This window comes from Pantoea sp. BJ2, from assembly GCF_040255075.1.
GTDB classification, from domain to species: domain Bacteria; phylum Pseudomonadota; class Gammaproteobacteria; order Enterobacterales; family Enterobacteriaceae; genus Pantoea; species Pantoea leporis.
Genome location: NZ_CP158292.1, coordinates 2,723,020 through 2,745,182, shown reverse-complemented (window position 1 = coordinate 2,745,182; position 22,163 = coordinate 2,723,020). Strand labels below are relative to the sequence as shown.

Sequence of the window (22,163 nt, the reverse complement as noted above, 5' to 3'; positions counted from 1 at the left end):
GCCCCATTGAAGGTAAGTATTCATATTCTGTAAATATTCTGCCAGCAATAGGCATAAGCGCGGCAATTTCCTTTGCTAAGCTCAATACAGACCTGTCTCGTTTGAATAAGGAGAACAAAATGAGTCAACAGAAACTCCGCCAGCTCGGCGACAGCGGTATTGAAGTTCCCCGTCTCACCTTTGGCGGCAATGTGTTTGGCTGGACGGTGGATGAGAAAACCTCATTTTCCCTGCTTGATGCGCTGGTGGAGAAGGGCTTGTTCTTCATCGATACCGCCGACGTTTATTCGCGCTGGGCGCCGGGTAACGAAGGTGGCGAATCGGAAACCATCATCGGTAAATGGCTGAAGAAAAGTGGCAAGCGCGACAGCATCGTGCTGGCCACCAAAGTCGGCATGGAGCTGTCGCCGGAGAAAACCGGCCTCAAGCCGGCTTACATTCGTCAGGCGGTAGAAGATTCGCTGCGCCGCCTGCAAACCGACGTCATCGATCTTTATCAGGCGCACCGCGATGATGACGCGACGCCGTTGCTGGAGACGCTGAAAGCCTTTGATTCGCTGATCAAAGAGGGCAAAGTGCGTGCCATTGGCGCGTCTAACTACAACGTTAAACGTCTGCAGGAAGCGCTGGACGTGAGCAAGCAACATGGCCTGGCGCGCTATGAAACCCTGCAGCCGGAATACAATCTCTACGATCGTCAGGAGTATGAAAGCGGTCTGGAGCAGGTTGCGGTGAAAAATGGCCTCGGCGTGATTAACTACTATTCGCTGGCCAGCGGCTTCCTCAGCGGTAAGTACAAAAAGCCAGAGGATGCCAGCAAAAGTCAGCGCGGGCAGGGCATCGTCGACAAGTACCTGAATGAACGCGGTAAGCGCATTATTGAAGCGCTGGAAGATGTCGCCGCCTCGCACGATGTGTCGGCAACGCAGGTGGCGCTGGCGTGGCAGATTGCCCGTCCGAGCATTACCGCCCCGATTGTCAGCGCCACGTCGCTGGAGCAGTTGGATGAGTTGGTGAAAGCCACCCAGCTCGAGCTCAGCAAGCAAGAGATCGAAGAGCTGGCGAGCGCCAGCAAACTGTAAGGTTTTCAGGGACGCTGCGGCGTCCCGCTATTTTCCAGCTCTGCCTCACAAAAAATGCCATTTATTACAAAAGATTTTCAATCATCGACAGACGTCACAATTGCGCTAACGCACTATCATCCTGCGGTAAACTGCGCACATATTTGCAAAAACTGACAAATCCTCAGCACTATCCTCTGTTCGATCCATTCCAGTAACTTCATATAAGAATAACCATCATGAACAGAAAAGAAGCAGTGCAGCATTTACCCCGCCTGGCAGCGGGAACTCTGATGTTTGCGATGCTGAGTGCATCTGCGCTGGCCGCTGATGCTTTCAGTTACGACTCTCCCTATACGTTTGGTGATTGGGGCGGTTACCGAACGCAGCTGGAAAATGACGGCATAAAATTCGACGTTAACTACACCATGGAAAGCGGCTCCAATCTGGCGGGCGGCGCCGATACCAACACCTCAATGCGCTACAGCGATCAGTGGGCGTTTGGCGCTAACTTCGACCTGGAAAAACTGCTCAACTGGCAGGATGCGCAATTCCAGATGACGATTACCGATCGTAATGGTCAGAACATTTCCGACCAGGTCGCCGATCGTCGCACCGGCATGTTGTCCTCCACTCAGGAAGTGTACGGACGCGGCCAAACCTGGCGTTTAACCCAGTTCTGGTTAAGCAAAGGTCTGTTCGATAACACCGTGAACCTGAAAGCCGGTCGCGTTACCGTCGGTGAAGATTTCGATAACTTTGACAGTAAGTTCCAGAACCTGGCGTTCGGTAGCGGCCAGGCCGGTAACTGGCGTGGCGATCGCTGGTTCAACTGGCCGGTGTCCCAATGGGGCGGCCGCGTGAAGGTGAATATCACACCTGAAGTGTTCTTCCAGGTGGGCTTCTATAACCAGAACCGCGCCAACTACGATCGCGGCGACGGATTCCGTCTTGATACCAGCAACTCCGAAGGCAATCTGGTGCCGGTAGAGTTGGGTTGGAAACCAACGTTAGGTGCCGACAAGCTGCCGGGTAATTACCGTATCGGCTATTACTACTCTTCGGCTAACGGCGACAACTACGGCAGCTGGCGCGATGGGGCTTATCAAAGCCAGGATCACGCATACGGTGGCTACGTGCTGTTGCAACAGCAGCTGACCGCGCAGGGCGGCGATGCCAGCCGTGGTTTGGGCGTCACCGTTCAAGCGGTGATGAACGACCATAAAACCTCGAAAACGGATAACTATCAGTCGGTGAGCTTCACCTGGAAAGGGCCGTTTGATGCGCGTCCGCAGGATGAGATTGGTGTGGGTGCGGCACGTATTCACGTTAACAGCGCTTACACGCGTTCGCAGCGTGAGCAGAACAACGCGAACGGTGAGACCGACTTCAATAGCCCAACCTATCTGCCGATTCAGGATGGATCAGAGTATAACTATGAGATCTACTACAACGCGCAGCTGACCAAATGGCTGCAATTGCGTCCAAACCTGCAATATGTGGTGGCGCCGGGGGCGGTAAGTGAAGTGAAAGATGCGTTTGTGGGTGGGATCAGTGCGAACGTGAATTTCTAATCTGGCAGAATCTGTGACTTTGCCCTCTCCCTTTGGGAGAGGGCAGGGAGAGGGGATTATCTGAACATCACTTCAGCCCAGCGGGCGAGGCCGGCGGTCACCGAGGCGAAATCATCGCCGCTGGCGATAGGCGTATCGGGCAGCGCCTGCTGTAACGCCGCACGCAACACCGGAGAACGTGCGCTACCGCCGGTGAGATAAATCACTTCCGGCTTGGTTTCGCAGGTGGCGAGCGCCAGATGCACTTGCTCCAGAATGCGCTCCAGCGGTTGATTAATCGCTTCTTCCAGCTGCGCAGCGCTAATTTGCGCCTGCAATTGCGCCGCGATAAACGCCAGCGAGGCATCGGTCTCTTTCACCTCCGACAGCGCAATCTTGCTCTCTTCCGCTGCACGCACCAGACGATAGCTCAGCTTCTGCTGCCAAACTTTCAGCAGGTGCGCCACTTTGTCGCTGTGTTCAGCATCGCGAATCAAATCGCGCAGCAGTTTGCCGCTGGCCGCGGAATAGAAGTCGCTTTGTGCCGGAACGTCGTTGATAGCCACCGCATTCCACCACGGCAGCGCGGGCAGCGCGGTGCCTTTTTGCGTATTGCCACCGAGCCCCAGCAGCGGCATCAGGGTTTTAAACGCCAGCATAATGTCGAGATCGTTTCCGCCCACGCGGCATCCGCTGTGGCCAAGTAAACTTTCACGGCGATCGGTTTTATGACGCCATTCCGGCCCCATCAGCAGCATCGAGCAGTCGGTGGTACCACCGCCGATATCGACGACTAATACGCGCGTCTCTTTCTGCAGCGTGGCTTCGAAATCGAGGCCCGCCGCCACCGGCTCAAACTGGAACTCCACATCACGAAAACCGGCGCGCTGTGCCGCACGCAGCAGAATGCCCTGCGCCTGCTGGTTAGCCTCTTCGCCGCCTAAACCCTGGAAGTTAATCGGGCGGCCAATCACCGCTTGCTCAATCGGGCGATCGAGCTGGGTTTCGCCTTGCTGACGAATGTGCAGCATCATCGCGCACACCAAATCTTCAAAGAAGGCGATCTGCTGTGGCTTCAGGCCGTTAGCGCCGAGGAAGGATTTCGGTGACTTCACGAACCACACTTCTTCGGGATCGACCATATATTGCTGCAGCGCGGTCAAACCGAACTGCACGCTGCCTGGCGTGACGTCGATATCTTCTTCGCGGTTATAGCGCAGCGCACGCTGCAATAAGGCGGTGCCTTCGCTGTCGGGCGTTGGGACTTGATGATGGCGATGCAGCCATTCGCTGATCGCTTCACGCGTTGGCGCGCAAATCATGGAGGGAAGCAGGCGCTGACCATTCTCCAGTGTCAGCAGGCGCGGCGTGCCATTATCGCTGACCGCAATTGAGCAGTTTGCTGTGCCGTAATCGAATCCGATAAACATATTTATCCCCCATGCCGGAAAAAAGGGGGCGACTTTAGCGCAGCCAGCGCGGGCTGGCAATGGGCAGACGTGGCAGATTACATCTGCACTTCCTGATAAACGTGATACTGACCACGGCCCGCGTGTTTTGCGCTGTAACAGGCGACATCGGCCTGTGACATCACCACATTGCTGATGCAGTTGCGTTGATCAATTTGCGTGATGCCGGCACTTGCGCCGACATGATAAGTCTGCTCCTGCCACATAAAGCGATATTCGCTCACGGCGGTGACGATACGCTGCACCACGTCGCGCACCTGATCCACTTCGCAATTCGGCATTAGCACGCCAAATTCGTCGCCGCCCAAACGCGCCAGCATATCGCTGCTGCGCAGATGATGCGGCATCAGCTCTGCCAGTTCGCGCAGCAGCGCATCCCCGGCGGCATGCCCGGCGGTATCGTTCACCGCCTTGAATTTATCCAGATCGATAAATACCAAGACGTGATGGGTATTGTTGGCCGCCGCATCATTCACCAACTGCTTCAAACGCTGCTCGAAGCTGTGACGATTTGGCAGGCGCGTCAGCATATCGTGTGAAGCGCTGTAGCTCAGGCGCTTCATCACCTTGCGCGATTCACTGACGTCCTGAATAACCATCACCGCGCCGATGCTGGCGCCGGTCAGGGTTTTCAGCGGCGTGATGCTGTAGTGGATCTCCACGCGCGTGCCGTCTGGTGTATGCAGCACCAGCTCTTCATCGAGTTCGGGAGAGATTTTTTCGTCCGGCAGCTGGCACAACAGCAAATTATCGACGCGCGGGCCGCTCGCGCCGCGCGTGATGTGAAGCAGTTCGGTAATGGGTACGCCTGCGGCTTTTTCCTGTGGCCAGCCGCTCAGCGTTTCGGCCACCGGATTCATAAAGGTGACGCGCATTTCATCATCGGTACTGATCACCGCTTCACCGATGGAATCGAGGGTGATCGCCATGCGCTCTTTTTCCTGGAACAGCGCTTCATTCAGCGCGCGCAGCGGCGTGATGTCCTGACAGATGCCGAGCATACGTTCAATCTGACCATCCTGACTCAGAATGCGGTTGGCCTCAGAGCGCACGTAGCGCGGGCCTTCCGGTAAATTAATCCGGTATTCCAGCTGGAAAGCGCTGCGGCGTTCGATGGCCTGCTGCACCGCAAGCGTGGCGGTTTCCCGCTCGGCCGGATCAAGCAGATGCACCCACAGATCGTAGGTGGGCGTCTGGTGCGGACTTAAGCCAAACAGCTCATACATGCGCTTGTCCCACAACATCTCGCCGGTCAGCAGATTCCACTCCCAGACGCCAATGCCGCCAGCTTCATTGGCCAGCGTGATGCGCTCCATCAAGCGTCGATTAATCTGCTCACTCTGCTTCAATTCGGAGATATCGATAATCTGCGCGATGAAGTAGTGCGGCTGTTGCGCGGCGTCGCGCACCATCGATACCGTCAGGCGCGCCCAGACGATTTCGCCATCCTTGCGGAAATAGCGCTTCTCCATGGTGTAGGTCATGATTTCACCCGCCACCAATCGCTCCAGCTGCTGTAAATCGTTGTTGAGATCGTCGGGATGGGTGATTTGCTGGAAGGTGAGCTTTTTCAGCTCATCGGCCGGGAAACCCAGCGTCTGGCACAGCGAATGATTGACCTGCTGCCAACCGCCATTCGGCGAAACCAGCGCCATGCCAATCGCGGAGTATTCCATAGCGTTACGGAAGCGGGTTTCACTCTCGCTGATATGATGCTTCTCGCGCTGGAAGGCATCCATCACCAGCGCCATCACGTGGCTCGGCAGCAGCACCAACAGAAATGGCAGCCATGTGCTGACCTGGCCGAGCAGCATGCCGTTTTGCGCCAGGTTGACCCAGTTAAAGGCCAGCAGAATCGAGATGAAACTGGCGTTGAGGAAGAACAGCAGAAACGCTTCGAACTTGGGTAGCCGCACCGAGCACCAAAAAAGAATCACCACAATAAAAGTGAAGGGCCACGGCAGAAAACGCAGCGACAAATAGCTGGCGAGCAGCGTGACAAGCAGCGTCAGGCCGGTTTCCAACTGACGGCCTGGCGTCAAAATCTGGCGCAGCGGTTTATTTGGCCACAGCAATAACACCGGGCCAAACGCCAGCACGCCGATCACCTCAGAAATCACCCACGTCGAGAAGAAGGGCAGTGACGCATTGCTGCCCACATGCAGCATCCACAATGCCACGACGCCACCTAACAGCGGCGCAATCAGGCCGGCGCACAGGGCAAAGCGCACCCAGTCGAGTAACGAATTGAGCGGGGCGCGGCGATCGAGCAGCGCGCGCAGCATCACGCCGCCCAGAATCGCCTGTACCATATTTAAGATGGCGAACTTAATGTTACTGAGTGCGGGACCAATAATGATCAGATTGGCCAACGCGGTACCCAGTACGCAGGCAAGCAGCAGCAAGGGAACGTGTTTGGAGTGGGCGCGAAACACGATCACCGTCATCAGCGCGGTGGAGTACCAAAGCGGCGAAATACGGCCACTGACAACAATCAGTTCCAGGCAAAATAGCGTCAGTAGAAAAGTGAGCCCGCCAATGAGCAAGGCATTGAGCCAGGTTCGCTGTGGCCTTTCCTGTGAAGTTAGTATCTCGAGGGTCATGCAAGAATCCAGCAGCGCGCACCTGATTCACGATGGAAAATGCGCCAATCAATCACTATTTTGCATGCTAGCACATCTGTTTGAGATGTCTGCGGGGAATTCGACTTTAGTCGTTATTCACTGAATTGATTGGCCCTTTGCGCGCAAAGGGCCAAACGGGATTAGCGAAAAAGATCGGCGCGGGTAAACGGCTTTTCTAAGCCGGCAAGATTGGCAGAGAAGCGTTCGAGGAACTGTTGCGTGGTGGCGACGCGGCCGTGGCTCAGCAGCAACAGCGGCACCAGCAGCGCGACGCCAATCTGCGGCAGGCTAAAGCCCTTCAGCGAAGTGCGGCGCTGCGTCAGCAGGAATGCGGTGCTAAGCGTAAAGCCAAGCATCAGGCCCGCCAGCACTTCGCTTTTGGAGTGCGCGTGGATGACCAGGCGCGACAGGCCAACCATCAACGGGATCAGATAGCCGATGCCAATGGTAAACAGGCGCCAGCGCGGCGACCAGCGGCCGGAGATCAGCCACATCATCACCGGCCAGAGCGTGGCCGACATCGCGCTGTGGCCGCTGAAGCCGGTAAAGTTGAATCGGGCGCTACCAATGCCAAAGCCGAGAAACAGGATTTTCGAGACGCTCACCACCAGGCCAGCCAGACCAAACGCCAGCACCCAATACCAGACGGTTTGGCGGTTGTCGCTTTTCCATGGCAAGACCAGCGCGATGATCACCGCGGTCGGGATCAGCAACATGCTGTCGCCAAAATAGGTCAGGGTTTTCCAGCTCATACTTTTCCTTGCGGCTATATTCGGAGTGCCAACGCCGGCTGCAGTGTTGGCAGATGAACAGTGTATCGATTAAGCGTCTGGCTGCAAAAGGGGATATTCTGAAAAGCCGTTGGCCCATTTCTCTGGCATCAACCCGGTGAAATACCTATAATTGCCGCCAACTAACCCTCTCATTCGGCCCGTTGCAGCTTCGGCTTAGGCAGGCTCCAGTTATCAGGTCTTAAAAAAGTATGACTGACAAGTCTCATCAGTGCGTGATCGTTGGCATCGCAGGTGCATCCGCATCCGGAAAAAGTCTTATCGCCAGCACGCTCTATCGTGAAATCCGTGACCAGGTCGGTGACGAGCATATCGGTGTGATCCCCGAAGATGCCTACTATAAAGATCAGAGCCACCTCACTATGGAAGAGAGGGTGAAAACCAACTATGACCATCCGAGTGCGATGGATCATGATCTGTTGTTGCAGCATCTGCGCGCGCTTAAAGCTGGTCAGGAAATTGAGTTGCCGGTTTACAGCTATGTTGAGCACACCCGCACCAGCGACTGTATTCATCTCAAATCGAAGAAAGTCATCATTCTCGAAGGCATCTTGCTGTTAACCGATGCCCGCCTGCGTCAGGAGATGAATTTCTCTATCTTCGTCGATACGCCGCTGGATATCTGTTTGATGCGCCGCATGAAGCGCGATGTGAATGAGCGCGGTCGCTCCATGGATTCGGTGATGAGCCAGTATCAGAAGACCGTGCGTCCGATGTTCCTGCAATTTATCGAACCTTCCAAGCAGTACGCTGACATCATTGTGCCGCGCGGCGGAAAAAACCGTATCGCCATTGATATCCTCAAGGCCAAGATTAATCAGTATCTTTGACGACATGGCGTCCGCCCCGGCGTGACGCGCTGTCGTAGCCATTCGCTACACTTAATTCATGGAGTACCTGCGATGAGATTATGCGATCGCGATATTGAAGCCTGGCTGGACAACGGAAAGTTGGCGATTGAGCCGCGCCCGCCAGTGGAACGCATCAACGGCGCCACGGTGGATGTGCGCCTCGGCAATCAGTTCCGCACTTTTAGCGGTCATACGGCGGCGTTTATTGATTTGAGTGGTCCAAAGCATGAAGTCAGTGCCGCGCTGGACCGTGTGATGAGCGACGAGATTGTGCTGCCGGAAGGCGAAGCCTTTTTCCTGCATCCTGGCGAGCTGGCGCTGGCGGTAACGCTGGAATCGGTCACCATTCCTGACGATCTGGTCGGCTGGCTGGATGGCCGCTCTTCGCTGGCACGCCTGGGTTTAATGGTGCACGTCACGGCGCACCGTATCGATCCGGGCTGGCAAGGCCGCATCGTGCTGGAGTTCTATAATTCAGGCAAACTGCCGCTGGCGCTGCGTCCAGGCATGTTGATTGGTGCATTGAGCTTTGAGCCGCTGTCGGGCCCAGCTGCGCGACCGTATAACCGTCGCGAAGATGCCAAATATCGTGGTCAGCAGGGCGCGGATGCCAGCCGCATCGACAAAGACTGACTATCAGTAAGTGGCCGGGGTGAGCGAGTGCAGCCAACGCTGCTGCAACGTGAAGTATGAAGGCAATGAGGATGTGATGAGAAGAGTGATAACAACGCTGGCCATCCTGTTAGTGGTGGTGGTAGCGGGCATGACGGCATTGGTGTTGCTGGTCAATCCCAACGACTTTCGTACCTACATGGTAAAGCAGGTAGAACAGCGCAGTGGTTATCAGCTTCAGGTAGGCGGCGATCTGCGCTGGCACGTCTGGCCGCAGCTTAGCATTCTCGCCGGACGCATGAGTCTGACCGCGCCTGGCGCGACGCAGCCGATGGTCACCGCCGATAATATGCGCCTGGATGTCCATCTCTGGCCGCTGTTATCGCATCAACTGAGCGTCAGCCAGGTGATGCTGAAAAACGCCATCATCCGCGTCACGCCAGACAGCGCTGCACAAAAGCCGAGCGGCGCGCCAGTGGGCCCGGGTGATGCCGAGCCGGTGAGCAGCAGCGATAACGGCTGGTCATTCACGATTGGCAAACTGCGTCTCGCCGACAGCCTGCTGATTTGGCAGCAGCCCGGCGGCGACGAGTATAATTTCCGCGACCTCAATCTCAACCTCGATCAGGATGCCAGCAAACAGGCTAGCATCAACCTGGCTACCCGAATTTCGCGTAATCAGCGCAATGTTAGCGTCAATCTCAAAGGGCAAATGAATGTGGCGCAATATCCGCATCGTCTGGTCGGACAACTGGATGAGTTGAATTACGCCATCGACGGCGCCAATCTGCCGACGCAGGGCATCAAAGGCACCTTGAGCGGGCAGGGCGAATGGAACGGTGACAATCAGCGTTTTTCCCTACAGAAGATGCAGCTCACCGCCAATGACAGCGCACTGGATGGCAGCGCCGAGGGGCGTCTGGCGCTGCCGCAGCAGCTTAATCTGGCGCTACACGCCACCCGTTTAGACATCGACGCGTTGATGGCGAATGCACCGGTGACGGATAGCAGCGCGCCGCAGCGAGCCAATGTGGTGAGCACGCCAGTGATTGCTGAACCGCGAATGCGTGACAACAGCGACTCGCCGCTGAATCAGCTGGATTTGACGCTCAATCTCACCGCCGATAGCAGCGTGTGGCGCGGCCTGACGCTGACCAACTTGCAGATCGATGCCAGCAATCAGCAAGGTTTGATGACGCTGAGTAAGCTGCAAGGCAAATTTGGCGAAGGCCATTTCTCCGTTCCCGGTTCGGTGGATATCCGCAAACCGGTGACGCAAGTGGCATTCCAGCCTGAGCTGGATAACATCGCCATTGCGCCGCTGCTGAAAGCATTAGAACTGCCAGAAACGCTGCAAGGCACGGTTTCACTGCAAGGCGATGTGAGCGGTGCTGGATTGAGCATTGAAGAGGCAAAACGTAACTGGCAGGGCAGTGCGGATCTGGAAGCCACTAATTTGCAGCTTTCGCAGCTGAATCTGCAGCAGATGGTGCGCCGTGCGGTGGCGCGCGTCAGTAATCGTGTCACCAACGATCAACCCGACGACCAGGGCATTCAGCAGTTGAGTGGGCGCGTGAGTCTCAAGCAAGGCATCTTCAGCTTGCCGGATCTGCAGGGCGGCAACAGTCGTCTGGCGGTGCAGACCAAAGGCAATGTCGATATGGTTAAACAGCAGCTCGACGTCACCATTAATATGATGCTGCGCGGCTGGCAGGGCGACGATAAATTAGCCGCGCTGCTGAACCAGCAAACTATTCCGCTGCGCATGTACGGCGGCTGGAATAATCTGCAGTACTCGTTGCCGGTGGATGATGTGGTGCGTCAGCAACTGCAAAGCGAAGCGAAGTCGCGGCTCAATCAGTGGCTGGATCGCCAACAACCGGCGAAGCAGCCGTAGGGGCGCCATTTATGGCGCAATGCCGCTCAGTTAAGCGCCGTATCAAATTACCGCACATTCCGTAGCGGCGCGATTTATCGCGCAATGAATTGCGCCGCTACAATGTGTGCGCTCGGTAATTAGGGTTTTCATGTTTTAACTGACAAGCATTACGCCATTTATGGCGACCTGGTTTATTACGGTGCTATTGGCACTATCTCCACTTTCTGCACGCGGTGATTTTCTACCTGCAACGTTCGCAGCAGATAATCACCGATCTGTAACTCTTCGCCTTCCTGCGGCACATGTTGCAGGCTGTCCATCAGTAATCCTGCCAGCGTGTGGTAATTGCGCTTTTCATCAAGTGGCAGCTGCACGTAGACGGCTAAATCCTCTAACGGCATATGACCATTCGCCACCCAACCGCCGTCGGGCAGCACTTGAATATCATAGCGCGCATCGATTTTTTCCCCTTCATTCGGCAGATTGCCGGCGATGGTTTCCATCAGGTCGCTCAGCGTGACCACGCCTTCCACCGAACCAAACTCATCCACTACAAAGGCGAAGTGGGTGCGCGCGTTGCGGAACTGTTCCAGCGCCTGTAATAAGGTGACGCGCTCAGGAAAGATTAACGGCTGGCGAATCAGCGAGCGTAAATCCAGTGATTTGCTGTGCAACGATTGATGCAGGAGATCAATCACGTGCACCACACCGAGCGGGTCGCGGCCCTGTTCGGTCACCAGAATACGCGTGTGTTGATTGCGATCGAGCTTCGCCATGATCTCCGCCGGATCTTCGGTGAGGTCGATATGCTCGACGTCGTGGCGCGACGTCATGATGCTATTAATCTGGCGCTGACCCAGCCCCAGCACGCGCGCAATCATGCGCCGTTCCTGACGGTTAAATAGCGCGCCTTCTTCGCTGTCGCTGACCAGTGAAGCAGTATCGGCGTCCAGTTCCGCACGCTGCGCCTCGCCGCGCAGAATGCGCAAAACGGCTTCTGACGTGCGCTGACGCAGTGGACGGCCGGCAGTGAGAAAGCGGCGGCGATTGAACATCGCCAACTGATTGAGTATCTCGATGACGATAGAGAAACCAATCGCCGCGTAGAGATACCCTTTTGGAATAATGAAGCCTAACCCCTCGGCCACCAGGCTGAAGCCGATCATGAGCAGGAAGCTCAGACAGAGAATCACGATGGTTGGATGGCCGTTAACGAAACGCGTCAGTGGCTTACTCGCCAGCAGCATCAGCAGAATCGCCACCGTTACAGCCGCCATCATCACCGGCAGCTCGTTGACCATGCCAACGGCGGTAATCACCGAGTCCAGCGAGAAGATGGCGTCCAGCACCACTATTTGCGCCACCACCGGCCAGAATTTAGCACCGTTCTTATTTTGACCGGTTTCCTCGTCAGCGCCTTCCAGGCGACTGTTTAACTCGGTGGTGGCCTTATAAAGAAGAAAGAAACCACCGCACAGCAGCAGCAGATCGCGGGCGCTGAAGTCGTGGTGCAACAGAGTAAACAGCGGTTGTGTCAGGGTTACCAGCCAGGAAAGTGAGGCGAGCAGCACTAAACGCGACACCAGCGCGAGAAGCAGGCCGATAATGCGCGCACGGTCGCGTTCCTTCGGCGGCAGCTTTTCGACGAGGATGGCAATGAAAACGAGGTTATCAATGCCCAACACCAGCTCCAGAACGATTAGCGTTACTAATCCTGCCCAGAGCGACGGATCAATGATCCACTCCAACATGTGTTAATCACCTTAATGTCTGTGTTATGCGCTTAATCTGATGATAGTGAAACGGCGTTAAGCCTGTAAATAGCCGCTGACTCGGTCAATTGGCGGGTCAGCCACGAGAGAAGAATATCGCTGATTGCCGATTTGCACCGATAAGATGAAAGTATGGATAAAGATTGCACCTGAATGAAAGAGACAATTATTTTTTTTCAGCAGATAACCGCGTGCATTTTTAATGCAGTCTATTGCGTGGTTGAGTATCGAATTAATCTGAATTTTGCAGGGGAATGGCCTGAAAGGGCTGGCATCAATACTTATCGCTGGTAGTCTTTTTCCTAAAATAGTGCAGGGAACACGGGGCCTACTTGTAAACAAGCCAGTAATAACTAGTATAGCAACGTGTTAGTAAATGTCTGCGCCAAAGTTGTTTATAGCGTGCTCCTTAGCCTCTTAATGTTGCGAACTGTGATCGCACGCGGACCACGGCCAGTAATTAGCGCAAAAATGCCGCATAAAACAAGTTGTAATTAGGATGAAAGCGGTATTGGCAGCGACAGCCAAGGGCGGTAGCGTGCCTGAAGCGCCTTTCTCTTGGTTTAATGGTCTGCCACTGTGGTAAGGGAAGTCGGACTAATCTGTTGGTATTAATCACAATTCTCTTGCTTACTATTGTGAGAATTGATTTGGCCTCAGAGAATTTACCGCAGATTGCCTCAACAAATGCAGTGAATATTTCGCTCATTTATCAAACAGCGTTGAGGCATTAGGGATTAAAGAAATAATATAAAAGAGTTAACTATGCGCGATAACGAAATTACATATAAAAGTCTTCTGACAAAAATTTTACTGGCGTGCTCGGATTTAATTTGTTTCAACGCAGCATTATTTATTGCGATGGCATTGATTAATTCGTTTACCCATTCTCCACTGGCAGATATATCTGAAAAATACCTGCATTTAAAAATTGCTACGCACATTGCGCTTTCCGTTATTTGCGTGGGCTGGTTCTGGGTTCGCCTGCGTCATTATACCTATCGCAAGCCATTCTGGTTCGAGCTCAAAGAGATCTTTCGTACCATTCTTATTTTCTCTGTCATCGATTTGTCAATTTCAGCCCTTTCACAGTGGCAAATGTCGCGCTTTGTCTGGGTAGCGACCTGGGTTCTGGCGTTGATTATGATTCCTTTAGCGCGCGCCATCTCTAAGCGTGTGCTGAATCATTATGGCATGTGGAAGAAGCAAACCATCATCATCGGCAGCAGCCGCAATGCCCAGGAAGCCTGGCAGGCGCTGCAGAGCGAAGAGGTGATGGGCTTCGATGTTATCGCCTTCTTCGATGTCGATAAGAGCAGCCCACAGGCCAGCATCTCAGGCGTGCCTGTGCTGCACAATGAACAAGAGTTGTGGCAGCTGACCAACAGCGAAACCCAATTCATCGTGGCGGTTGAGTTCGAACAGAGCCAGCACCGCGACCACTGGCTGAAAACTCTGGCGATGCACAATTGCCGCTCGGTTTCTGTTATTCCAACACTGCGCGGTGTACCGCTGTACGGCACCGACATGGCTTACATCTTTAGCCATGAAGTGATGATTCTGCGTGTGAATAACAATCTGGCGAAGCGCACGTCACGTTTCCTTAAGCGTGCATTCGATATTGTCGGCGCGCTGAGCATTATCCTCGCGCTGTCCCCGGCGTTGCTGGTCCTTGGATTTATGGTTGGCCGCGATGGCGGACCACCGATTTACGGTCATGAACGTGTGGGTTTAGGCGGCCGTAAGTTCAAATGCCTGAAATTCCGCTCAATGGTGATTAACTCGAAAGAGGTGCTGGAAGAGGTACTGCGTACCGATCCTGTTGCCCGCGCCGAGTGGGATAAAGATTTCAAACTGAAGAACGATCCGCGCATCACCAAAGTCGGCCATTTCATCCGTAAAACCAGTCTGGATGAGCTGCCGCAGCTGTGGAACGTGGTACGTGGCGATATGAGCCTGGTGGGGCCGCGCCCGGTGATTGAAGATGAGCTCTGCCGTTATGCCGGTGATGTCGATTATTACCTGATGGCGAAACCAGGCATGACGGGATTGTGGCAGGTTAGCGGTCGTAACGACGTTGACTATGAAACACGCGTCTATTTCGACTCGTGGTATGTCAAGAACTGGTCGCTGTGGAATGACATCGCGATTCTGTTTAAGACGGTTGGCGTAGTGCTGAAACGCGACGGCGCCTATTGATAGACAGCGAAGCCGGGGAGGGCAGCAAGCTCCCCGGTTGAAAACTGCGGGTGCTGGGTGTGTCGTTATTAGACAGCTGCACTGATTGAGTCTGTATAACCATTTTAATTGATGTCGTCTTTAGACTCGGTGACAACATAAAACCAAGGGAGCGCATAATAATGACCCACAGTTTCAGTGTTTAACCCGTCACATTCCATTTTTGTAAGACGCTACACAGCGGGCGATTTCGCCTCTATCAATCAATAACTGATAGCGAAGAATCAGATGATAATGAAAATTAAATTGATACCTTTACTGGTATCCGCGACTTTTCTCTCCGGATGCACCATTGAGCCGGGTTCTCACCTTTCCACCAGTGGAAAAGATGTCATAGAGCAACAGGATAGCAACTATGACATCGACAAATATGTCAACGTCTTCCCGCTGACGCCGCGTCTGGTTGAACAGATGCGTCCGAAGCCGTTAGTCGCGCAGGCTAACCCGATGCTGCAAAATGAAATTCAGAGCTACGAATACCGTATCGGTGTCGGCGACGTGCTGAACGTCACCGTCTGGGATCACCCAGAGTTGACCACACCTGCCGGTCAGTACCGTAGCGCCAGCGACACCGGTAACTGGGTACAGGCAGATGGCACCATTTTCTACCCGTACATCGGTAAAGTGCGCGTAGCAGGCCGAACGGTTACCGAGATCCGCAGCGAAGTGGCGCGTCGTCTGGCGCAATACATCGAAAGTCCGCAGGTTGACGTTAACGTCGCCTCGTTCCGTTCGCAGAAAGCGTACGTCACCGGTTCAGTCACCACCTCCGGACAACAGGCGATCACTAACGTGCCGCTGACCGTGCTGGATGCCGTCAACGCCGCCGGCGGTTTAGCTGCTGACGCTGACTGGCGCAACGTGGTGCTGACGCACAACGGCAAAGAACAACGTCTCTCGTTGCAGGCGCTGATGCAAAACGGCGACCTGAGCCAAAACCATCTGCTCTATCCGGGCGACATCCTTTACGTGCCACGTAACGACGATCTCAAAGTCTTCGTGATGGGTGAAGTGAAGCAGCAGTCAACGCTGAAGATGGACCGCAGCGGCATGACGCTGGCCGAAGCACTGGGCAACTCGCAGGGTATGGATCAGACCACCTCTGATGCCACCGGCGTGTTCGTGATTCGTCCGATTCGCGGCGCCAACCGCACCAAGATCGCCAACATCTATCAGTTGAATACCAAAGATGCGGCATCGATGGTGATGGGCACCGAATTCCAACTGGAGCCGTACGACATCGTCTATGTCACCGCGACACCAATCACCCGTTGGAACCGTGTGATTTCGGGCCTGCTGCCGACCATCGTAGGTATTGACGATGCCAGCTCCTCGGCCCTTCGTTTCCGCAACTGGTCGAACTAAGGGTTCGCCATGATTAAGTCCGTGTTAGTCGTCTGCGTCGGCAATATCTGCCGCTCCCCCACCGGGGAGCGTCTGTTCAAACGCGCGCTACCAAACATCCGGATTGCCTCCGCAGGGCTCAGCGCGCTGCAAGGCTATCCGGCGGACCAGAAAGCCCTGGCTGTGGCCGCCGAACACGGCGTGTCGCTGGAAGGGCATCAGGCTCAGCAGTTAACGGCCAGCATGTGCCGTGACTATGACCTGATTCTGGTAATGGAAAAGCGCCACATTGAACAGGTGAATCGCATCGATCCAGCCGCACGCGGAAAGACCATGCTGCTTGGCCACTGGCTCAATCAGCAGGAAATTGCGGATCCGTACAAAAAAAGTCGCGAGGCCTTTGAAGAGGTCTACGGGTTACTGGAAAACGCTACCCAGAAATGGGTCAACGTATTAAGCCGATAGTTGGGAATATCCATGAATATCAAAAACAAGGTTATGACCGCGCCAAAGGAAGATTCGAATGGATGGGATCTGGCGCATCTTGTGGGACAGCTGATTGATCATCGCTGGATCATTGTTGCCGTTACCGCCTTCTTCATGCTGGTAGCCACGCTCTACACACTGTTTGCTACACCAATCTACAGCGCGGATGCGTTAGTCCAGGTTGAACAGAAGAACGCCAGCTCAGTACTGAATGAGTTAGACAGCATTCTGCCGCCAACGCCGGCGTCCGATACCGAGATTCAGATTCTGGAATCGCGCATGGTTATCGGTAAAACCGTTGACGATCTGGGTCTGGACACCGTTGTCACCCAGAACTATTTCCCGGTAATTGGTAAAGGTCTGTCGCGTTTGATGGGTAACAAGCCATCAACTGTCGCCATCTCCCGCCTGGAAATTCCACGCACCATCGATAAACGTACCGTTGAACTGGAAGTGACCGGTCCTGACTCGTATACCGTGTCAGCGGACGGTGATGAGCTGTTCAAAGGTAAAGTCGGTCAGCTGGAAACGCACGGTGAAGTGACCATGCTGGTAAGCGGCATCAATGCCGATGAAGGCACCAGCTTCAGCGTTACCAAACTGAACGAGCTGCAGGCGATTAACTCGGTGCTGGCCAACCTGACCGTTGCGGATAAAGGCAAAGATACGGGCGTGCTGGGTCTGGAGTATCTGGGTGAAGATCCAGAGCAGATCAGCAAAGTGCTGAACCAAATCGTCAATAACTACCTGCTGCAGAACGTTGAGCGTAAATCTGAGCAAGCGGAAAAGAGCCTGGAATTCCTGCGCAACCAGCTGCCGCAAGTACGTGGCAAACTGGATGATGCCGAAGACAAGCTGAATACCTTCCGTCGCCAGAATGAGTCGGTTGACCTGTCGCTGGAAGCCAAATCGGCGCTGGATTCTTCTGTCAGCGTGCAGAGCCAGTTGAACGAACTGACCTTCCGTGAAGCCGAAGTGTCTCAGCTGTTTACTAAAGATCACCCAACCTACCGCGCCTTGCTGGAAAAACGCAAAACGCTGGAAGGTGAGCAGGCGCAGCTGAATAAAAAGATTTCTCAGATGCCACAAACGCAGCAAGAGATCTTGCGTTTGACGCGTGATGTGCAGTCTGGTCAGGAAATCTACATGCAGTTGCTGAACCGTCAGCAAGAGCTGGGTATCAGTAAAGCCAGCACGGTGGGTGATGTACGCATCATCGATGGCGCAGCAACCGGCAACAGCCCGGTGGCACCGAAGAAACTGCTGATCATCGCGGCGAGCGTGATTCTGGGTCTGATGGTTTCTGTTGGTCTGGTGCTGCTGAAAGCGCTGCTGCATCACGGCATCGAAAATCCAGAGCAGCTGGAAGAGCTGGGCATGAACGTCTATGCCAGCGTACCGCTGTCAGAATGGCAACGTAAGAAAGATACCGAAGCACTGGCGCGTCGTGGCAACAAGGTGAAAACCGATCCCCACGAAACGCTGCTGGCGCTGGGCAATCCAACTGATCTGTCAATTGAAGCGATTCGTAGCCTGCGTACCAGCCTGCACTTCGCGATGATGGAAGCGAAAAACAACATCCTGATGATCACCGGCGCCAGCCCAGGTATTGGTAAAACCTTTATCTGTGCCAACCTGGCAACGCTGGTCGCCAAAGCGGGCCAACGTGTGCTGTTCATCGATGGTGATATGCGTCGCGGTTACACCCACGAACTGCTGTCAGCCGATAACAAATCCGGTCTGTCTAACGTGTTGTCAGGCAAAACCGAGTTCAGCCCGGCGCTGATTCAGAAAGGCCCGTACGGTTTTGACTTCCTGCCACGCGGTCAGGTGCCACCAAACCCATCTGAGCTGCTGATGCATCGTCGCATGGGTGAGCTGCTGGATTGGGCGAGCAAGAACTATGACCTGGTGTTGATTGATACGCCTCCGATTCTGGCGGTCACCGATGCGTCCATCATCGGTAAGCTGGCCGGTACGTCGCTGATGGTGGCGCGTTTCGAAACCAACACGCCGAAAGAACTGGATGTCAGCTTCAAACGCTTTGCCCAGAACGGTATTGAGATTAAAGGTGTGATCCTTAACGCCGTGGTGCGTAAAGCCGCCAACTCATATGGTTACGGTTACGACTATTACGACTACGAGTATGGCAAACCGACCAAAAGTTAATTTGCCCGTCATTCACAGTTAATGATGAGGGTAATCCGGTGAAGAAAGGGGCGGGTTGACCGCCCCTTTTGATCGCACCGTTTGAATGACGACACGCAACGATTTACACAGGTGATTCTCTCTATAACGCCATTAAAAGCCACCGCTGGCACGAGAACTTGTGGAATTAAGGAATCACACCATGGCTCCATATTGGTATTTATCAGGGTTTTTGCTGTTGCTTGCGCTGGTCGAAATCCTGTTGAAGAAAGACGAACGCACCACCCATATTCTGACTTACCTGCTGTGCATCGCCACGGTCACGCTGATTATTTTTGCCGGTATTCGCGGTCTCGGTACCGGGATGGACGACTATCAATATCGCAGCTTCTTTGCCGACTTCGTCCGCCGTATTGAGGTCAACGGTTTTGCCAACACCGTCGCCTTCTTCCGTTATGAACCGCTGATTTTTGCTATCGCGTGGATCACCAGCCTGTTTTCACACAATGCCAGCGTGTTCCTGTTTGTGTTCAGTATTCTGGCAGTTTCAACCAACGCCATCTTTTTCAAAAAGATGTCACCGTATCCGGTGTTGGCATTGGCGCTTTATTCGGCGCATATCTTTATCAACAAAGATGTAAACCAGATTCGTTTTGGCCTGAGCTCGGCGCTGTTCCTTGGCGTGATCTGGACTATCTACCTCAAGCAATACTGGTGGGCGTTTGCCTTCTTTATTCTGTCCTTCCTCAGCCACAACACCGCAGTAATGGTGGTGACCATCATTCCGTTCCTGTTCATTCGGGAATCGCGCTGGTGGCCGGTGGCCATCATTATATTCAGTGTGCCACTTTCGGTGGTGGGCGGGACCGGCTTTATTGCCTTGATCGCCGGACATCTGGGATCGATGGGCGAGAGGGCCGCAGGCTACAGTAACGAAGCCTCGAATGCCGGTGACGGCAGCGTGGTGTCAGTCTCCAACCTGAAAAACATCATGCTGGTGTTTATCTTCGTCTACTTCATGCTGAGCAACCAGCTCAAGCGTGAACAGTACGACGTGTGGAAGCTGAACTACCTGTTGATTCTCACTTTTGCCATTGGCGGCGGCATCAGGATCTTCTTCTACAACTACTCATCGGGTGCGCGCCTGTCGAACTATCTGCTGCAGGTCGAACCGATTATTTTGACATCGCTAATCTTCCAGTCAAAACGCGTACTGAAACCCGCGATGTTTGCGATGTTCGCTTTCTTCCTTGTTTATTACCTCTACTACAACACGATCTCACTGAAGCAGGCCGTTGTGGGCTATGAAGTTGCTCGTGAATTCAAATTGTTTCATTAACCGATGAGAGGAAATATGCGGAAGACTTTACTGGCAATTCTGATCACCTCTGCGCCGCTACTGGCGCAGGCAGAGGATCATCCCGGCACCTTCATCATCGCCGCCTACGGTGACTCCACCACCGCTGGCGTTACCGCGTCGGGCAATCGCAATATCCTCAGTAAAAATAATGAAGTGAGTTTTTTGCAGCAGATGTTGCGTGAGAAATACGGCAACAACATTGAGGTGAAGAACCACGGCATGCCGGGCGCACAGGTTTCGGTGCTGGTTTACGACAAAGACAATACGCCGATGGATTGGTCAGAACGCATGGCGAAATCCGATGCCAACATGATTCTGATTAACTATGCCATCAACGATGCGCGCATCAACTTCTTCAAAGACAAAGGCGAGCGCATTGAAACGCCGCAAGAGTATAAGCGCATCATCACCGAGCTCGTAAAAGGCGCCAAAGCGAATAACAAGCTGGTGGTTCTACAGGAACCGAATCCCATTTGTGGCAAAGCCGAGCGCTGGAACGTCTGGCCGTATGTTTATCAGTTAAATGAAGTGGCTAAAGAGCAGCAGGTGCCAATTGTGAAGCAGTACAGCGTCATCAAGCAGAACCGTGACTGGCAATCTGAGATGTCGCCTGATTGCATTCACCCGAACGAGATGCTTTATAAGCAGAAAGCAGAAAGAACCTTCAACGTCTTAAGCAGCACTTTCGATAGCGTTTTGTCGCGGCACAGCAGCTAACCCAACTCAGATTCAGGAGCTGACATGTATGTATTAATCATGGTGCTGTCATTTTGTCTGGCGCTAATCATTCTGCGAGTATTCTCCTTCCACAAAGGCGTGTACAACAGTAGCGGTATTAAAAGTATCTCTGGCATGCGCGCGCTGCTGGCCAGCATCGTGGCGTTCTCACACTTCGCGCACTACATCTATTCGCTGGATGGTCAGTGGGTGTTCGATAAAGACTATTTTGCCTGGTTTTCCGAAGGCAACTTCTTCGTTAACTCCGGCAAATTCGGTGTACTGCTGTTCTTCATGATCTCCGCCTTCCTGTTCTATCGCTGGCTGGATAATGAAACCCTGACGCCAGGGCAGCTGACGCACAAGCTGCTGAAGTCGCGTATCCGCCGTATCGTCCCGATGTTCTGGTTCTCCGGTTTTGTCATCATCGCGGTAGGCGTGGTGCAGGGCGATCTCACTTATAGCCTCACGGCAGTGAAAGATGCCGTGCTGTGGTTGCTGTTTATTGGCAGCTATCGCATGGGTGATTTCCTGACGGCGGATGTCAACGCCGGTGTGGAATGGACGCTGCGCCTCGAATGGTTGCTGTACCTGTCGATTCCGCTGATTTACGTGCTCAACCGCGCCACCAAAGGCAAATACAAAACGCTGCTGATTCTCGGCTCGATCGGCGTGATTTTCTGCGTGGCGGTTGGCCTGCGTCTGTGGGGCAAAACCTATACCGATCCGCGTCCGGTGCTGGGCTTCGCCATGGGTTATCTGGCGTATAAGTATCGCGACATGTTTGCGCACTACAAAACCTCAAGCCTGGCCGGCTTTGCGGTGATTGTGCTGTCGCTGTTCTCGCTGTCGTTCACCAGCAATACCTTCTGGTATCTGATTTTCCTCTGCTGCCTGACGGTAATCTTCTTTATTGTCAGCAGCGGCAACGCGGTGTTTGGCATTCTGGAAAACAAAACCCTGATGTCGATTGGTGAGGTGAGTTACAGCCTGTATCTGATTCACGGTGTGGTGCTCTATTTCATCAAGCAGATCCCGGAAACGCTCTATCCGCATTCGTTCCTGTTCTACACCTTGCTTTCAACGTTGTTCTTTGTCGCCTCCTTCTATGTGGCGAAATTGACGTATCTGTTTGTCGAGAAACCGTTTATCGGCAGTAGCAACAAGAAGAAAGTGGCGATGAAGACCTCGCCGACAAATTAGGACATCACCCATTATTCTTTTGAGCCCACAAGTTATATCATTGATTTTGTAACTT

General features: G+C 53.9%; 16 protein-coding genes. 12 read left to right on the top strand and 4 right to left on the bottom strand.

The window, feature by feature from the left end; translation table 11 throughout:
- Window positions 1-119 precede the first annotated feature (119 nt).
- Entirely contained in the window at window positions 120-1,082 is a 963-nt protein-coding gene (locus AAF463_RS12765; protein ID WP_350260890.1) for an aldo/keto reductase, read from the top strand.
- 218 nt (window positions 1,083-1,300) lie between these two features.
- A complete protein-coding gene (locus AAF463_RS12760) occupies window positions 1,301-2,635 on the top strand; it encodes a carbohydrate porin (RefSeq protein WP_350260889.1) in 1,335 nt (444 codons plus the stop codon).
- Window positions 2,636-2,691: 56 nt separating this feature from the next.
- Here the strand turns inward: AAF463_RS12760 and yegD are convergent, their stop codons facing one another.
- The 3 genes from yegD to AAF463_RS12745 all read right to left on the bottom strand — a co-directional run bounded on the left by yegD (window position 2,692) and on the right by AAF463_RS12745 (window position 7,459).
- Window positions 2,692-4,044 (bottom strand): molecular chaperone, encoded by a 1,353-nt coding sequence (yegD, locus tag AAF463_RS12755; RefSeq protein WP_110866643.1) that lies wholly within the window; start codon window positions 4,042-4,044, stop codon window positions 2,692-2,694.
- 77 nt (window positions 4,045-4,121) lie between these two features.
- Window positions 4,122-6,686, bottom strand: a complete 2,565-nt coding sequence (locus AAF463_RS12750; protein WP_350260888.1) for a diguanylate cyclase — start codon at window positions 6,684-6,686, stop codon at window positions 4,122-4,124.
- Window positions 6,687-6,847: 161 nt separating this feature from the next.
- On the bottom strand, window positions 6,848-7,459 hold the full coding sequence (locus AAF463_RS12745) for a phosphatase PAP2 family protein (protein WP_101763357.1): 612 nt from the start codon (window positions 7,457-7,459) through the stop codon (window positions 6,848-6,850).
- A 230-nt stretch (window positions 7,460-7,689) separates the two neighbouring features.
- Here AAF463_RS12745 and udk point away from each other — a divergent pair, with 230 nt between their 5' ends.
- From udk to asmA, 3 genes are all read left to right on the top strand, one after another.
- Window positions 7,690-8,328: a uridine kinase gene (udk, locus tag AAF463_RS12740; RefSeq protein ID WP_008104883.1), complete on the top strand. Its 639-nt coding sequence runs from the start codon at window positions 7,690-7,692 to the stop codon at window positions 8,326-8,328.
- A 72-nt stretch (window positions 8,329-8,400) separates the two neighbouring features.
- Window positions 8,401-8,982, top strand: a complete 582-nt coding sequence (gene dcd, locus AAF463_RS12735) for a dCTP deaminase (RefSeq protein ID WP_007888946.1) — start codon at window positions 8,401-8,403, stop codon at window positions 8,980-8,982.
- 76 nt (window positions 8,983-9,058) lie between these two features.
- Window positions 9,059-10,858 (top strand): outer membrane assembly protein AsmA, encoded by a 1,800-nt coding sequence (gene asmA, locus AAF463_RS12730; protein WP_217548646.1) that lies wholly within the window; start codon window positions 9,059-9,061, stop codon window positions 10,856-10,858.
- A 176-nt stretch (window positions 10,859-11,034) separates the two neighbouring features.
- On the opposite strand, the gene AAF463_RS12725 is transcribed toward asmA, so the two are convergent.
- Window positions 11,035-12,591, bottom strand: coding sequence for a TerC family protein (locus AAF463_RS12725; protein WP_277973800.1), 1,557 nt, complete (start codon window positions 12,589-12,591; stop codon window positions 11,035-11,037).
- A 786-nt stretch (window positions 12,592-13,377) separates the two neighbouring features.
- On the opposite strand from AAF463_RS12725, the gene wbaP reads away from it, so the two are divergent.
- The 7 genes from wbaP to AAF463_RS12690 all read left to right on the top strand — a co-directional run bounded on the left by wbaP (window position 13,378) and on the right by AAF463_RS12690 (window position 22,108).
- A complete protein-coding gene (gene wbaP / locus AAF463_RS12720) occupies window positions 13,378-14,811 on the top strand; it encodes an undecaprenyl-phosphate galactose phosphotransferase WbaP (RefSeq protein WP_101763360.1) in 1,434 nt (477 codons plus the stop codon).
- A 273-nt stretch (window positions 14,812-15,084) separates the two neighbouring features.
- Window positions 15,085-16,215, top strand: a complete 1,131-nt coding sequence (locus AAF463_RS12715) for a polysaccharide export protein (protein ID WP_101763361.1) — start codon at window positions 15,085-15,087, stop codon at window positions 16,213-16,215.
- Between the two features lie 9 nt (window positions 16,216-16,224).
- Window positions 16,225-16,659, top strand: a complete 435-nt coding sequence (locus tag AAF463_RS12710) for a protein tyrosine phosphatase (RefSeq protein ID WP_101763362.1) — start codon at window positions 16,225-16,227, stop codon at window positions 16,657-16,659.
- Between the two features lie 12 nt (window positions 16,660-16,671).
- Window positions 16,672-18,849, top strand: coding sequence for a tyrosine-protein kinase Wzc (wzc, locus tag AAF463_RS12705; RefSeq protein ID WP_192411528.1), 2,178 nt, complete (start codon window positions 16,672-16,674; stop codon window positions 18,847-18,849).
- A gap of 181 nt (window positions 18,850-19,030) precedes the next feature.
- The gene (locus AAF463_RS12700; protein ID WP_137386120.1) at window positions 19,031-20,167 is read left to right on the top strand and encodes an EpsG family protein; all 1,137 of its coding nucleotides are present in this window, start codon (window positions 19,031-19,033) and stop codon (window positions 20,165-20,167) included.
- 15 nt (window positions 20,168-20,182) lie between these two features.
- Window positions 20,183-20,905 (top strand): SGNH/GDSL hydrolase family protein, encoded by a 723-nt coding sequence (locus tag AAF463_RS12695; RefSeq protein WP_271460804.1) that lies wholly within the window; start codon window positions 20,183-20,185, stop codon window positions 20,903-20,905.
- Window positions 20,906-20,929: 24 nt separating this feature from the next.
- A complete protein-coding gene (locus AAF463_RS12690) occupies window positions 20,930-22,108 on the top strand; it encodes an acyltransferase (protein ID WP_110866650.1) in 1,179 nt (392 codons plus the stop codon).
- Window positions 22,109-22,163: the final 55 nt, after the last annotated feature.

Coding starts and splice junctions, on each gene's coding strand:
- AAF463_RS12765 (WP_350260890.1), top strand. CDS start 120: ATGAGTCAACAGAAACTCCGCCAGCTCGGCGACAGCGGTATTGAAGTT.
- AAF463_RS12760 (WP_350260889.1), top strand. CDS start 1,301: ATGAACAGAAAAGAAGCAGTGCAGCATTTACCCCGCCTGGCAGCGGGA.
- yegD (WP_110866643.1), bottom strand. CDS start 4,044: ATGTTTATCGGATTCGATTACGGCACAGCAAACTGCTCAATTGCGGTC.
- AAF463_RS12750 (WP_350260888.1), bottom strand. CDS start 6,686: ATGACCCTCGAGATACTAACTTCACAGGAAAGGCCACAGCGAACCTGG.
- AAF463_RS12745 (WP_101763357.1), bottom strand. CDS start 7,459: ATGAGCTGGAAAACCCTGACCTATTTTGGCGACAGCATGTTGCTGATC.
- udk (WP_008104883.1), top strand. CDS start 7,690: ATGACTGACAAGTCTCATCAGTGCGTGATCGTTGGCATCGCAGGTGCA.
- dcd (WP_007888946.1), top strand. CDS start 8,401: ATGAGATTATGCGATCGCGATATTGAAGCCTGGCTGGACAACGGAAAG.
- asmA (WP_217548646.1), top strand. CDS start 9,059: ATGAGAAGAGTGATAACAACGCTGGCCATCCTGTTAGTGGTGGTGGTA.
- AAF463_RS12725 (WP_277973800.1), bottom strand. CDS start 12,591: ATGTTGGAGTGGATCATTGATCCGTCGCTCTGGGCAGGATTAGTAACG.
- wbaP (WP_101763360.1), top strand. CDS start 13,378: ATGCGCGATAACGAAATTACATATAAAAGTCTTCTGACAAAAATTTTA.
- AAF463_RS12715 (WP_101763361.1), top strand. CDS start 15,085: ATGAAAATTAAATTGATACCTTTACTGGTATCCGCGACTTTTCTCTCC.
- AAF463_RS12710 (WP_101763362.1), top strand. CDS start 16,225: ATGATTAAGTCCGTGTTAGTCGTCTGCGTCGGCAATATCTGCCGCTCC.
- wzc (WP_192411528.1), top strand. CDS start 16,672: ATGAATATCAAAAACAAGGTTATGACCGCGCCAAAGGAAGATTCGAAT.
- AAF463_RS12700 (WP_137386120.1), top strand. CDS start 19,031: ATGGCTCCATATTGGTATTTATCAGGGTTTTTGCTGTTGCTTGCGCTG.
- AAF463_RS12695 (WP_271460804.1), top strand. CDS start 20,183: ATGCGGAAGACTTTACTGGCAATTCTGATCACCTCTGCGCCGCTACTG.
- AAF463_RS12690 (WP_110866650.1), top strand. CDS start 20,930: ATGTATGTATTAATCATGGTGCTGTCATTTTGTCTGGCGCTAATCATT.